14 protein-coding genes are annotated in these 13,965 nt (G+C 50.7%); 7 read left to right on the top strand and 7 right to left on the bottom strand.

What is annotated here, in order from left to right:
• Window positions 1–11: 11 nt before the first annotated feature.
• Complete coding sequence (locus ACP3TC_RS10580; protein WP_426818183.1) at window positions 12–1,349, bottom strand: LLM class flavin-dependent oxidoreductase; 1,338 nt, start codon at window positions 1,347–1,349, stop codon at window positions 12–14.
• Window positions 1,350–1,612: 263 nt separating this feature from the next.
• Between ACP3TC_RS10580 and ACP3TC_RS10575 the strand changes: the two genes are divergently transcribed.
• Window positions 1,613–2,431: a helix-turn-helix domain-containing protein gene (locus ACP3TC_RS10575; protein WP_426818182.1), complete on the top strand. Its 819-nt coding sequence runs from the start codon at window positions 1,613–1,615 to the stop codon at window positions 2,429–2,431.
• Here the strand turns inward: ACP3TC_RS10575 and ACP3TC_RS10570 are convergent.
• Window positions 2,402–3,040: a LysE family transporter gene (locus tag ACP3TC_RS10570; RefSeq protein ID WP_313857529.1), complete on the bottom strand. Its 639-nt coding sequence runs from the start codon at window positions 3,038–3,040 to the stop codon at window positions 2,402–2,404. The two genes, ACP3TC_RS10575 and ACP3TC_RS10570, sit on opposite strands and share 30 nt — an antisense overlap.
• Window positions 3,041–3,257: 217 nt before the next feature.
• On the opposite strand from ACP3TC_RS10570, the gene ACP3TC_RS10565 reads away from it, so the two are divergent.
• The 3 genes from ACP3TC_RS10565 to ACP3TC_RS10555 all read left to right on the top strand — a co-directional run bounded on the left by ACP3TC_RS10565 (window position 3,258) and on the right by ACP3TC_RS10555 (window position 6,199).
• Entirely contained in the window at window positions 3,258–4,058 is an 801-nt protein-coding gene (locus ACP3TC_RS10565) for a MetQ/NlpA family ABC transporter substrate-binding protein (protein WP_426818181.1), read from the top strand.
• A 279-nt stretch (window positions 4,059–4,337) separates the two neighbouring features.
• On the top strand, window positions 4,338–5,117 hold the full coding sequence (locus tag ACP3TC_RS10560) for an MBL fold metallo-hydrolase (RefSeq protein ID WP_426818180.1): 780 nt from the start codon (window positions 4,338–4,340) through the stop codon (window positions 5,115–5,117).
• A gap of 128 nt (window positions 5,118–5,245) precedes the next feature.
• Window positions 5,246–6,199 (top strand): GlxA family transcriptional regulator, encoded by a 954-nt coding sequence (locus ACP3TC_RS10555; protein WP_426818179.1) that lies wholly within the window; start codon window positions 5,246–5,248, stop codon window positions 6,197–6,199.
• A gap of 14 nt (window positions 6,200–6,213) precedes the next feature.
• Here ACP3TC_RS10555 and ACP3TC_RS10550 read toward each other — a convergent pair whose 3' ends face one another.
• Window positions 6,214–6,801 (bottom strand): TetR/AcrR family transcriptional regulator, encoded by a 588-nt coding sequence (locus tag ACP3TC_RS10550; protein WP_313857531.1) that lies wholly within the window; start codon window positions 6,799–6,801, stop codon window positions 6,214–6,216.
• Window positions 6,802–6,886: 85 nt separating this feature from the next.
• Window positions 6,887–7,393 carry a PadR family transcriptional regulator gene (locus ACP3TC_RS10545; protein WP_426818178.1) on the bottom strand — a complete coding sequence of 169 codons (507 nt, stop codon included), beginning with the start codon at window positions 7,391–7,393 and terminating at the stop codon, window positions 6,887–6,889.
• 297 nt (window positions 7,394–7,690) lie between these two features.
• Between ACP3TC_RS10545 and ACP3TC_RS10540 the strand changes: the two genes are divergently transcribed.
• The gene (locus ACP3TC_RS10540) at window positions 7,691–8,488 is read left to right on the top strand and encodes a siderophore-interacting protein (RefSeq protein WP_426818177.1); all 798 of its coding nucleotides are present in this window, start codon (window positions 7,691–7,693) and stop codon (window positions 8,486–8,488) included.
• Window positions 8,489–8,572: 84 nt separating this feature from the next.
• On the opposite strand, the gene ACP3TC_RS10535 is transcribed toward ACP3TC_RS10540, so the two are convergent.
• Window positions 8,573–10,951: a membrane-bound PQQ-dependent dehydrogenase, glucose/quinate/shikimate family gene (locus tag ACP3TC_RS10535; protein ID WP_426818176.1), complete on the bottom strand. Its 2,379-nt coding sequence runs from the start codon at window positions 10,949–10,951 to the stop codon at window positions 8,573–8,575.
• 415 nt (window positions 10,952–11,366) lie between these two features.
• On the opposite strand from ACP3TC_RS10535, the gene ACP3TC_RS10530 reads away from it, so the two are divergent.
• Both ACP3TC_RS10530 and ACP3TC_RS10525 read left to right on the top strand, forming a co-directional pair.
• Window positions 11,367–11,930: a DUF2975 domain-containing protein gene (locus ACP3TC_RS10530; protein WP_426818175.1), complete on the top strand. Its 564-nt coding sequence runs from the start codon at window positions 11,367–11,369 to the stop codon at window positions 11,928–11,930.
• Window positions 11,931–11,942: 12 nt separating this feature from the next.
• Entirely contained in the window at window positions 11,943–12,173 is a 231-nt protein-coding gene (locus ACP3TC_RS10525) for a helix-turn-helix domain-containing protein (protein ID WP_426818174.1), read from the top strand.
• 183 nt (window positions 12,174–12,356) lie between these two features.
• Here the strand turns inward: ACP3TC_RS10525 and ACP3TC_RS10520 are convergent, their stop codons facing one another.
• The gene (locus tag ACP3TC_RS10520; protein WP_426818173.1) at window positions 12,357–12,872 is read right to left on the bottom strand and encodes an SRPBCC domain-containing protein; all 516 of its coding nucleotides are present in this window, start codon (window positions 12,870–12,872) and stop codon (window positions 12,357–12,359) included.
• Window positions 12,873–13,013: 141 nt separating this feature from the next.
• Window positions 13,014–13,916 (bottom strand): LysR family transcriptional regulator, encoded by a 903-nt coding sequence (locus tag ACP3TC_RS10515; RefSeq protein ID WP_313857540.1) that lies wholly within the window; start codon window positions 13,914–13,916, stop codon window positions 13,014–13,016.
• Window positions 13,917–13,965: the final 49 nt, after the last annotated feature.

Below are 13,965 nucleotides of genomic sequence, written 5' to 3'. Positions count from 1 at the left end.
TCCTGAGTGGTTTATTTGGCGTAAAGCGCTGCAGCGGGCTGCTGCTGTGCATAGCGATTCGTTTTAAAGGGAATATTCAGGCGCTCGCGCAGCGTTGCCGCAGCAGAAGGCTGCCAGTAACCGCGTTTGGCAAGGATCGGCAACACAGTGCGGGTAATATCATCCAGCGCCTCGATCAGTACCGGCCCGGTAATGATAAAACCGGTGGCACCGCCCTGTTCAACCCAGCGAATAAGGGTCTCTGCAACCTGCTCCGCAGTGCCGAAAAACTCGCCGCGTGGCAGCGTGGTTTCATAAGCCACCTGGCGCAGGCTGAGCTGATGCTCTTTTGCCCGCTGCTTAATGCTGTCGGTTGTCGATCGGAAGGTGTTTTGCCCGAGATCGCCGAGATCCGGGAACGGACCGTCGAGCGGATACTGACTGAAATCGTGGTGATCAAAGAAACGCCCCAGATAGGCCAGCGCATCGTCCACCGACAGCAGTGAAAGCAGCTGCTGATATCTGGCTTCGGCCTCTTCCGGCGTTTTGCCGACAATCGGCGTGATGCCTGGAAAAATGCCCACCGGCTCACGGCCATGGCTCGCCACTTGCGCCTGTAATTTCTCGCTATATTCCCGCGCTTCAGCCAGCGTACGGGCATTGGTAAATACCGCATCAGCGGATTTTCCGGCGAGGGCGATGCCGGTATCCGAAGCGCCGGCCTGGAAGATAACCGGCTGTCCCTGCGGTGAGCGCTGAATATTCAGCGGCCCTTCTACAGAGAAAAACTTGCCCTGATGGTTGAGCTTGTGCAGCCTGGAGGCATCAAAAAATACGCCGCTGTCGCGGTCGCGAATAAAGGCATCATCTTCCCAGGAGTCCCACAGCCCCTGCACCACGTTGATGTACTCTTCGGCAATCTGATAACGCAGGCTATGGTCCGGATGCGGTTTGCCAAAGTTACGCGATGAGCCAGCCAGCGGAGAAGTGACCACATTCCAGCCCGCACGCCCTCCACTGATATTATCCAGCGTCGCCAGCTGTCGGGCGACGGTGAAAGGATCGCTGTAAGAGGTGGAGATCGTGCCTGCCAGCCCGATACGTTCAGTCACCGCCGCCAGCGCCGACAGCAATGCCACCGGTTCAAAACGATTAAGAAAATGCGGCAGAGATTTCTCATTAATATGCAGCCCGTCGGCAACAAACAAAAAATCAAACTGTGCTTGCTCGGCGCGCTGCGCCAGCTCGGAAAAATAGCGAAAATTTACGCTGGCGTCGGCCGGTGCCCGGCAGTGGCGCCAGGAATTCATATGGCTACCTGCGCCGTGCAGCATCAGGCCGAGCTTAATATTATGGGTAGGTTTACTCATCACATCTCCTTATTACTTTATAACAGGAGAATTCCACAGATAAAGCCGCGGACTAAATATGAATATCGTCTTACTATTTTCGACGCAGGCATAACTTAGCGGGATCGTTAACCATCAGCGAAAGCAACAGCCACCAACCGGCTGAGCATTGAATCAAAACAGAATTTAGGCTGTGTTGCGCCAGCGTTTTGACTGTCTTGCTATTGCACTCTGGCTAAAGGCGTGATGTTATTCAGCTATAAGCCTTCTCAGGATTACACACCGTGTCTCTTCAGTCGTCAGAGTGGTTCAGCCATAAAGGGTTAGAATGTTCACGGGTGAAAGCCGCTAACGACGCTTTTCCTCGCCATCTGCATGATGAGTATGTTATCAGCGCCAATCTCAGCGGTAGTGAGGAGATCTGGCTGGATGGCAAAACCGCCACCGTCCGTGCTGGCGACGTCACTGTGTATAATCCGGCAGCCGTTCAGGCGTCAAAATTTGGTCACGACAGCGTCGAGTTTGTCAGTATTCATCTGCCGCAGTCGCTGCTTAGCACGATTGTCAGCCAGCAGAATCTGCGCAGCAGCAATGCTGCGCCGGTACTGTATGACGGCGTATTGAATAATCCTGAGCTTCATCAGGCCATCTGTCAGTTTGCGCTGACTGCCCGCCACAGCAATCATCAGCTACAGCAGCAAGATTTGATATTGTTATGCAGTAAGCTGCTGGACGATGATGAAGGATCTGGCAAAGCGGATCAGCAGGCGGTGAATAGGGTGAAAGCCTGGATGCAGGAGAATTTAGCCATGAAACCGCAGCTGGATGAGCTGGCTCAGGTCAGTGGCCTGAGTAAATATCATCTGGTTCGGCGCTTCAGCCAGCAGGTCGGAATGCCGCCACTACAGTATCACATGCAGCTGCGCCTGCATCGCGCACGCGATATGCTGCGTCAAAACGTTGCGCCACTTGATGCCGCGCTGCTGCTGGGTTTTTACGATCAAAGCCACTTTATTAACGCTTTTCGCAAAGTGATGGGGACCACGCCCCAGCACTATGCGCATCAGGTGGCATCAAAGCTGAACAAATTCCCGATAGCCTGACACAATCACGTAATAAGCAAACCAGGTAAAGATCAGCGCCGAGGCAATATACGAATAGCGCAGCAGTCGTGCCCCCAGCAGTTTTCCGCCAAAGCTGCCCACCAGACAAAGTATGCCGGTCCAGAAAACGCCGGCGAGAAAAAAACCGCTGAGAAACCAGGATGACGTCGCAGCACCGCTCTGCCCCATTCTGGCGATCAGCGCGCCTCCAACGGTGGCAAACCACAGGATTGCACTCGGCGATGACATCGCCAGCATCACGCCGCGCCCAAACTCTCGCAGTAGTGGACGAGCCGGCTGACTGCCGGCCAGCGGCATTTCATGCGCCTGTCGCCAGGCAGACAACAGCATCTTTGCAGCAAACAGTGACAGCATCGCGCCACCGCCGATCCACAGCACCCAGCGTACCGCTTCGTACTGCAGCAGAATGGTCATACCGGCCAACGCCAGCAGTGCATAAATCAGGTCGCCAATACAGGTGCCCATCCCCAGCCAGAAACCGTGAAAGTAACCGCGCTGCATCGCCAGCGTAATCATCGCAATATTGGCGATACCGATATCCAGGCACAGCGACAGACTGAGTAAAAAACCATTAGAAAACGGCATCATAGCGTGATACCCCGGTAAACTTTGCTTAACATCCTTCTTCCCCAAACGTTGAACAGGCGTCTACTACAGCCGTAAACGCGCTGGCGGTATTGGAAAGAATTGCGCACTAAGGGCTTTTTGCCGTTATTGATCTTAACGACCGCCAACTGTCACCTGTACAGCAGCAAATGAATAGCATAGTATTTCAGCGATAATATCATTCTGGAGAGTGCAGTTTATGAGGAAAGTAATTTTTTCGGCGTTAATCGCCACATCTGCGTTATTTTTATCCGCCTGTTCACCGGATGAAGATAATAAGGTCAAAGTTGCAATTAATACCGGACCGGATGAGGCCATCTGGCAGGAGGTTCAGAAAGTCGCGAAAGATAAGTATAACTTAGATCTGGAAGTTATTTCCTTTAATGATTATGTTCTGCCTAACGAAGCATTAAGAAATAAAGACGTCGATGCCAATGCTTTCCAGAGCCTGCCTTATCTGGAAGATCAGACCAAAGAGCGCGGCTATAAATTTGCTGTCGTCGGCAAAACCTTTATCTTCCCGATTGCTGCCTATTCACATAAAATAAAAAATATCAAAGAGTTACAAGATGGTGCAACGGTCACGATTTCCAACGAAGCGACCACACTTGGCCGCAGCTTATTGCTGTTACAGGCACAGGGATTAATTAAGCTTAAAGAGGGTGTGGGTTACCTGCCTACTACGCTGGATATTATTGAGAATCCGAAGAAGCTAAAACTGGTCGAGGTCGACACCCCGCAACTGACCCGTACGCTCGACGATCCAAATGTCTCATTGTCGATTATTAATACTAACTTCTCAGCCCAGGCCGGTTTATCTGCGGCACGTGATGGCTTATTTATGGAAGATGCCGCCTCACCTTATGTTAATGCGCTGGTGGCGCGTGAAGATAATAAAGACAGCGAGAAAGTGCAGAAACTGAAAGACGCTTTCCAGTCACAACAAGTCGCCGATAAAGCACAGGAAGTGTATAAAGGCGACGCAATTAAAGCCTGGTAATCTGGCGGGCGGCGTTAAACGCCGCCCTCAACCCGGCAAATATCGAACTGATTTCCGTTTTCATCGCTGGTCACTTACCGCAATGCAATCCGCTAATATTTTCTGCTTAACACCTTGATCGTTTTTACACGTGCAAGCACTTTCCATATTGACCTGATTTCATCGACTAATGACCTCAGAGCGTGTCACGACACCCCGCTTTTCCCTCTTATAGTTAGCCCGGACAACAGCAAACACGCTGGATGAGCCTCAAAATCTGTTGAATGACTGGAGCAATCAATGAAATTAACGCAAATTCGTAATGCTACTCTTTTACTGGAGTATGCGGGTAAAAAATTTCTTATCGATCCGATGCTGGCAGAAAAGGAAGCCTGGGATGGCTTTGCCGGAAATGCACGCCCGCACCTGCGTAATCCCATGGTTGCTCTGCCTGTAGCAGTAGAGGATTTACTGGCTGTTGATGCGGTTATCCTGACGCATACGCATACCGATCACTGGGATGAAGCGGCGCAGCGGGCTGTACCTAAAGATATGCTGATTTACACGCAGAATGAGAACGACGCGGCGCTAATCCGTTCTCAGGGCTTTCTCAACATCCGCGTTCTGAAGGATGAAAATCATTTCGTCGATGGGCTGACAATTTATAAAACTGATGGTCAACACGGCAGTAACGAATTGTATGCGGATGTCCAAATGGGTGAGTTATTGGGAGATGCATGTGGCCTGGTGTTCACCCACCATGATGAAAAAACTCTCTACATTGCCGGTGATACCGTCTGGGTAAAACCTTATGTAAGAAGCTTACAGCGGTTCCAGCCGGATATTGTGGTACTGAATATCGGTTATGCTATAAACGATCTTTATGGTCCGATTATCATGGGCAAAGAGGACACGCTGCGCACGCTTAAGATATTGCCGACTGCGACCATCGTGGCTTCTCACATGGAATCGATTAACCATTGCCTTCTCACCCGTGCTGAGTTGCATGAGTTCTCGCTGGAAAACGGCATTGAGGATAAGGTGCTTATTCCTGCCGATGGTGAAACGATGGCTTTCTGATTAGCGTTCCGGCCTGATTAACAAGAAGAATGCAATTCCGACAGGCCGCCCGTTAACTCTGTGGCCGGTCAACATCAGCTACCTGGTCGCCAGTGACCGGGGTTATTATTTACGGTAAGGTCAAATTTATGTCTGCATTAACGGTCGCCGTGATTGCCACGAACGGATTCAGCCCGTTTCACTTTTCCGTGCCCTGCATTCTTTTCGGGCCGACCATGCCGCAGCCGGATTTATTTCGCGTGGAAATCTGTGCTGAAAAGCCCGGCGTGGTACTGTCTGATATTGGCCTGTCGATCAATGTGGAGCATGGTCTTGAGCAGCTGGACGTCGCAGACATTGTTATCGTGCCCTACTGGAGTCATCCTGAAGAAAAACCATCCCCGGCGCTGTTGGATAAGCTAATCAGCGCATGGCAGCGTGGCGCTGAGGTGGTGGGTCTGTGTTTAGGAACTTACGTACTGGCCTATTCTGGCTTGCTTGATCGGCACCGGGCCGCAACGCACTGGGAGTACGAACGGGACTTCACCGAACGATTTCCTGCCGTTAATCTCGACAGCAACTCGCTGTACACCCGTGATGAACGCCTTATTACCTCAGCCGGAACCGCCGCCGGTATTGACTGCTGTCTGAGTATCATACGTGATCATTATGGCACTGCGATTGCTAACAGTGTTGCAAGAAGAATGGTGGTTCCTCCCTACAGGGAAGGTGGTCAGGCGCAGTTTATTGAGCGCCCGGTTCCGGTTACAACACGTGACAGTAAAATGAACCAGCTAATTGAATACCTGCGGCGCAATCTTGATAAGCCACACGACCTCGACTCACTGGCCGGATTCGTTAGTATGAGCCGACGAACGCTGACGCGTCACTTTATCAAGGCAACCGGGAACACGCTGGGAGACTGGCTGAACGCTGAGCGGCTGCAAAGAAGCCAGGAACTGCTGGAAACCACCGACAGCAGTATTGAAAGCGTGTCAGATATGGCAGGTTTTCAGTCGCCGATCTCCTTTCGCCAGAATTTTAAGGCGAAATTCGGCGTCAGCCCCAGCGAATGGCGCCGGGCATTTCGTGGTCCTGCATAAATACCATTAAAGGATCAGCCCGCAGGGCCGAGAATTAACCGCATTACCTGATTAATTTCATCAATGGCCTCGTCGCGTGTCTGAAGCGGTGTACAGAACGTTAATGTATCCGCATATCCATTGATCAAAGCGCCCAACTGACGTGAGGCGCGTGCGGCATCAACCGGTCTAAATACGCCAAGGGTAATCCCGTCAAGGATCGCATTTTCCATCAGCCGATCCCAGGCCTTAATCAGCTCGGTAGTCAATTGTGAGTACTGCTGATCCTGCACCGCAAGCCGCCAGATATCCATATACAGCACCCATTTTGCATCCACGCTGACCGGTAAATACTGCGCGATAAGCCGATCTAGCGCCTGTTGCGGCGGCAGATTTTCCACTTCTCGCGCCATCTCATTCAGTTCAGCGTACATAAAGTGTGAACAGGCGGCAAGGCGCAGAGATTGCCAGTTTTTAAAATAATGATAAATATGGCTGCGGGATATGCCCAACAAATCAGTGAGTTCGCGGGTAGTGACGTTTTCCACCCCTTTCTCGGTAAACAATTTTATCGCCCCGTCCAGCAGAGCATCTCTGAGGTTTGCGGTCGTCTCACGCTTCAAACTTTCTCTCCTGCATTTACGTCGTGCGAGCCAGTTAAACCCGTATAAAAAGGTGCGGTCACTTTTTCTGCACCGGTTTCAGACGCTAATCCAGCGCGGCAATATCCTGACTGGCGCGATTAAGAATAGCGATTATTTTCTCCAGCGTCTGTTCACTGGCGCTTTCGCGATTGACCTTCTGGTCCAGCACCGCCTTTATATTATCCAGCGCTTGCTTCATTGCCGGATTTTTTCGCAACTCATGGCCGACGATCCGCGCCTTAATCCGCTGTTTAATCTGTTCTGACTGCGCGCTTTGCTCATTGAGCCAGAAGCGGCCATTGTCGGTGATGGCGATATCATTACGCCCCTGCTCACCGTGAATGACGTCAATAAAGTTCTGCTGCTGTAGCCAGTCTAGTGTCGGATAAATTACACCGGCGCTGGGCGTGTAGTGACCAAGCGTCAGCGACTCAATCTCTTTGATCAACTCATAACCATGGCTGGCATTACGGCTGAGAATATCCAGCACCACCAGCCGTAAGTCACCATGAGCAAAAAAACGCTGGCGGGGATGATTTGACATAGCAACTGACCTCTTCTGACTCGGCATACGCGGATGGCGGCTATTGTGCACGCCAGCGCTAAGATGATGAAAGCGCGATAAATGTAACTATCTGTAACCTGGTAAGCCGCCAATTAATGCCGGATTAATAATGCGTTTCGTTCTCATTTAAGTCCTGCCGCAGCGCTGCCTGACAGGCAGCATAACAACTATTTCAGATATATCGAAAACCAACTCATTGAAATATTATGTAACCTATATTTTCAAGTTAACACTACCTTTCGATATATCGTATTGTCCATTCCCCGAGCAACTAGCGCCAGGGTCACTTTCGAGGTCAAAGCGATGACAGCAGAACTCTCCGGCAGCAGGCAAAATCTGACTGCGCCAAATTATCCGCAGCGCGTACGCAATGAACTGCGTTTCAGAAACCTGACCGTGCTGAGTAGCGAGCGCATTGCCGGTTGCTTTCAGCGGCTGGTATTTGGCGGCGACGATCTGACAGGCTTTGTTTCAGCGGGCTTTGACGATCATATAAAGTTGTTTTTTCCACAGCCCGGCAGCTCTTTTGCCCCCCCCACCATCACCGCTGACGGCATTGTCTGGGAAAATGACATCCGCCCAGCTTCCCGTGATTACACGCCAATGTTTGATGCTGAACTCAATGAACTGACGCTCGATTTCTATCTGCATCAGTCAGGGGTTGCCAGTGACTGGGCGAGCCAGGCACGTCCGGGAGATCGGTTAACCGTTGGGGGACCGCGCGGTTCACTGGTGGTGCCGGAGGATTATCGCTGGCAGCTGTATGCCTGTGATGAGACCGGCATGCCCGCCCTGCTGCGTCGGCTGGAAGCGCTGAGCAAATTAACCGTCCCGGTTGAGGTGACAGCACTGATTTCAGTCAAGGACGCCGCCTGCAAAGACTATTTTTCGCATCTTCCGGCATTCAGTCCTGAATGGTTTATTGGCGATAATCAGCAGGCCGTTGCCCAGCGCCTGGCACAGCTGACACTGCCAGAAAATGATTATTACCTGTGGCTGACCGGTGAAGGTAAAACGGTTAAAGCCTGGAGTGAGATAGTTGAAAACCAGCAGGTTGACGAGCGACTGCTGCGTGCGGTGGCTTACTGGCACAGTAAATAAGACGTTAAACCTGAGTGAATGGTGGTTTTGGTGGCAAAAAAAAGCCTGGACGCATCCAGGCTTGGTATCGGTCAACTGACCAGGTTACTTCAGGCGATAAGCGACCACCGCATCACCACCTTTGGTTCCCAGCGAGCCGTGACCGCCAGCGGCAATCACCACATACTGCTGGTTATCCGCCCCCAGATAAGTGGAAGGCGTTGCCTGACCACCGGCCGGTAGCTCGGTTTCCCACAGCAGTTTGCCGTTATTGATATCATAAGCACGGAAGAAGTTATCCGCCGTTGCGCCATGGAACACCACGTCACCGGCGGTGACCAGAGGCCCACCGTGCGCCACCATTCCCATCGGGAAACCAATCGGGAAGCGACCCGGCAGGAAAGTCGTTTTCAGATTTTTCGTGGTACCCACGCGACGCAGCCATTCGGTTTTGCCGGTGGTTAAATCCACTCCCACCATGCGACCCCACGGCGGCGCGATACAAGGAATACCTAAGCCCGATGCCAGCTGCTGAATCTGAATAGCGTAGTCACCGTCAAAGTTCTCATTCCAGTAAGGCGTGCCTTCTTTGGTAAACAGGCGCTTATCCGCATTCTCCGGCGTACGTTTAATCAGATTATACTTGTAAGCCAGGCGCACCGGCGAGGCGATCAGAATCTGACGCTGCGGATCGACAGCCACTGAACCCCAGTTAAATACCCCGATATTACCCGGGAAGATAATCGACCCTTTTTCGGTGGCCGGTGTCCATGGGTTACCGTCATAACGCAAAGATTTAAACTCAATGCGGCAGGCCATCTGATCAAATGGCGTCAGACCCCACATCGATTTTTCACTCAGCGGCTCTGGAATAAAGTTCAGTTTAGATACCGGCTGAGTCGGCGAGAATTTCTCACCCGCTACGCCACCCTTGGTGGAGACATCAACCTGATTAATCGGATAGACCGGCTGGCCGGTAAGACGATTAAGCACAAACAGGTTGCCGGTTTTGGTCGGTAAAATCACTACCGGTTGTTTACTGCCCTGATAGTCAATATCCAGCAGTGATGGCTGAGACGGATTATCACGATCCCACAGGTCATGTTTTGATGACTGGAAACGCCATTTAAACGCACCGGTATTCAAATCCAGCGCGACCAGCGTATCGCGGAATTTCTCCGTGTTGCTGTCAGCGTCACGATTAATACCCAGTTCATCCGGTGAAGCATTACCAAATGGCACATACACCAGACCGTTTTTCAGATCAGCACTGAGTGTTGCCCAGGCAACCGGCGTGTCCTGCGGATAGTTTTCCCCATTGGCGATCGGCTGGGTATTTTCCGGGTTCGCCGGATCGAAATTCCACACCAGGCGACCTGAATTAACATCATAAGCACGGATTACACCAGATGGGTTACCGCTGTTAAAACCGTTATCCATAACCGATCCACCAACGATAACCAGATTACCGGCGACTAATGGCGCGGCAGTCTGCATCAAGGCATGTGGACGAATGGTTCCCATATTCGCCGCTAGATCGATAATGCCGTTGTTGCCAAAGTCAGCGCAAAGCTTGCCGGTATCAGCGTCCAGTGCGATTAATTTCGCATCAGTGGTCGCGTTGAAAATACGTTTGCGGCAAATGGCTGGAGTGCTGTCCGCCGCATTATTTTCAGCAGCCGGTGCCTGATAATAGCTGACGCCACGACAGGTCTGATGCTGTTGCAAATAAGAGCGATCTTTCGCTGGCTGATATTTCCATTTCAGCTCACCGGTTTCAGGATTCAGCGCATGCACTTCATTGTGTGGGGTACATAAATAAACGCTGTTATTCACTTTCAGCGGCGTGGCTTCGAATGTGTATTCGGTTGCATCTTTGTCAGCGTCGCGAATATCACCGGTGTGGTATGTCCAGGCTACTTCCAGATTGTTAACATTTTCTTTAGTAATCTGGTTAAGCGGTGAGAAACGCTGTCCGTCAGTGCTGCCGCCGTAAGCTATCCAGTCTTTGCCCGCCACGTCATCTGTTGTGGTATTGCGCTTAGTGGTGATATCCCCCGCTTGCGGATAGGGATCGTAGAACATCATGCCGATGACCATCGCAATCACCACCACTACCGTAGTGCCGAGGAAAGGATGGAATTTGCGCGGTGGCGAGACCTTCGCCGCTTTATACAATGGGCGCACTACCCACGGCATCGCCAGCCAGACACCAATCAGGCCAATAATATCGCCGCGTGGGATCCACTGCCATTTATCAAAGCCCACCTCATAGACAGTCCACAGCAGGACAATCCACATTAATATGGCGTAAATTGATAAGGCGATTTTTTTATTTCTGAACAGGGTGATGGCCGTAGCCAGCAAGCCAATAGCCATAATGACATAGAACGGCGAGCCGCCAATCAGCAGCAGCTGTCCTCCCATGTAAAGCATAGCGATACCAACAATCGCTATAACGATACTCGTTAACTTGTTTAGCATGGTGATCTCTCAACGTGAACAAATGGGTAATAATTACCCTTACGAAAACTTACATTTAAGATACACAAATTTAACGAAATAAAAGCAGGAAAGATACACGATTTAATTTATGTATTTTTAGTGATTATTACGGACGGGGAATAAGTATTTTGTCGGATCAGTCATCTGCCTGAGGTGAAATTGCCAGTCACATCATTCGTCGTCGATGCCGTGCCGGTGGCGTTTCCGGCGGCTTCACCCCCCTGCTCCTTCAATGTGATCTGACAAGGGTTCGCGGCGGCAACCCGGTACTCAATCGAATCCAGACCATCTAAAACAACAATTAATTATCGTAAAATAATAATTAATTGTTGTTTTAGATGATTTGAAGCAGTAGGATTCTCTCGTTTTCAACTTACCTGGAATCGAGATAACTATGTCACCAGAACGGATTTCTAAACTTAGCCAACGTATGGCAACAATCACACTGTTGTTTCTTATTGTCATCATGGTGCTCAATGCAGCCGGATGGATTTTCCCTACCTTGATTTCACGCGAAGGTGGATATGGCTTTAGTTTTTCGCTAACGGCTAAATTTGTTAATGATACCGCAGTAAACCTGAGCTTATTCCCCGGCTGGCAAATCGCTGGCGCGGTTGTTCTGACCAGTATCCCGCTCCTGGCGCTTGCCTTTGGTCTATACCATTTGCGGATGCTGTTTCAGACCTATGCAAAACGCGCCTGGTTCTCAGCAACGGCTGGAGTGCATTTGGGGAAAACCGGTCGATCAATCGCTATCTGGACGTTGCTGAATCTTATCTGTGGTCCATTACTCAGTATTTGGGGAACTATGCGTGAGCCAGATGGGCAAAGACTGGTCACTTTTAGTTTTACTCCACAAGATGCTGTGTCTCTGTTTATTGCCGCCAGCGTGATGATCATTGCTCATATACTGAAGCAGGCAAGCAAACTGCATGAAGAAAATCAGCAATTTGTTTGAGGCCGTTAGAAAATGTCGATAATCGTGAATCTGGATGTCGTCCTGGCGAATCGTAAAGTCAGGTCCAAAGATTTAGCCTCGGCCACGGGTATTACCGGGCAAAATCTTTCATTAATTAAACAGGGAAAAATTAAAGGATTGCGCTTCTCCACGCTGAATGAAATTTGTCGCCATCTGGAGTGTCAGCCTGGTGATATATTAGTCTACTGCGAGGATGCTTTTTTTAGCGATGATTCGGCGTGATATTTTCTGTATTAATATCAAGCTCTGATAGGTTTTTTTCCTGTTATGTATGAGCCTGTTCCCCTGCGCTGCAGGGGAACATTAATAAGAGATCTGTTTCGCGTAAAATATTGACCGCCAGGCTGGCGATATGATTGATAGCAGCATCCCTTCATCAGACGCGTACCAGACTGTTGCCGCACTCTACTCAGCGTTAGACAACGCAGCCTCTACCAGACCATCCAGCCATTCCTGATGTCCGTTCAGCATCGGATTAGGACGGGTTAGCGCCATTGCCTTAGCCGGCTCACCATTCTGGGTTTCCTGTGTCAGAATTCGCACACGATGACCGGGCAAATCCTCCAGCAGCCAGGCATGATGTACATCCAGACGTTCTGCGCTATTTTCTTCACCCGCCCAGCCGTGCCACGCTATTCGGGCGGCTTGATCGGCCATTGGCGCAACGTATTCCACAACCTGAGCTTCAACCGGAAAGCCAAACGTGCTGAAGTAAAAGCGCACATTGTTTTCCAGTTCAGGGCCTTTGTTATCGTAGAAATGAATATCGGCAGCGTTTTTATAATACTGCGGCCAGCTAAAAGGTTGGCTAAGCAAAGGCCAGATCTCGCTCACGGTCAGACCTGAAATAATGACTTCATTAGAAACAAAATTGTCGGTAAAGCCCGGTAAATAACCCTCTGGCCAGTTAATTGCGTTCATTATCATCTCCGATTCAATAGCCATCTATTCTTGATTCAGGCCAGCGACTGAGTATCGTCACAATGCAACCTGATGAAGGTTATTATCGGCAGATTGAGATATAAGACAAATTATGAATTTATATACCTGATATAATAAAAATTATATCTCAGCGCTCACTTCCGTACACAGGGCGCGAATCCATTGATGAACCGGGTCGCGATGCGCACGCTCGTGCCAGGCCATACTTTTGGTGAAACCCGGAACCGTCAGTGGCGTTTCAAAGATGACTAACTGTGGATCGTGACAAGCCAGTCGACGCGGCACAACGGCAATCATATTCGTGGTAAGCAGAAGTTCCGGTAACACCAGAAAGCTGTTAACCGACATTCCCACCCGACGGCTGCGACCGACTTTCGCCAGGGCTTCATCAGTCGCCCCCCAGAATCGCCCCTCGCCCGAGACCAGGATATGTTCCTGCATGCAGAACTGCTCCAGAGTAATGGATCCCGCTGCCGCCACCGGATGGCAGGCACGCATCATGCAGACATACTCTTCCTGATACAGCGCGCGGCTGTGCAGCTCGACCGGGGTGGTTGAGGGTGTCACCAGCGCCAGATCAACATCGCCACGTTCCAACTGCTGAAACAGACCAGCGTTATCAACCGCACGTACCGCTACGCGAATATTGGGTGCGCGCTGTTTTAACGCGGCCATTAGCGGAACAATAACGGCTTTCAGCGCGTAGTCAGTGGCAACAATGGTATAGATTAGCTCCGCGCTTAACGGATTGAAATTTGCAGGCTTTAGCAAAATAGCGATTTCTGCGAGGATTTGTTTTACCGGGCCAGCCAGCTCGATTGCACGCAACGTGGGCACCATACCGCGCTGAGTACGGACAAAAAGCGGATCGTTAAAATAGTCGCGCAGGCGGGTCAGCATACCGCTGACCGCAGGCTGAGTGAGTGCGAGGCGTTGAGCAGCCCGGGTAACGCTGCCTTCATCAATCAGAGCATCAAGGGCTTTAAGCAAATTCAGATCTAACGACCTGATATCGTTATTCATGATAAAACCTCAAGAAACCAGTAACGTTCTGATACTGACGACGCGTTAA

Source organism: Winslowiella sp. 2C04, from assembly GCF_050037805.1.
Classification (GTDB): Bacteria; Pseudomonadota; Gammaproteobacteria; order Enterobacterales; family Enterobacteriaceae; genus Erwinia; species Erwinia toletana_A.
The sequence above is the reverse complement of the archived record's forward strand: the minus strand, read 5'-3'. Positions and strand labels throughout refer to the sequence as shown.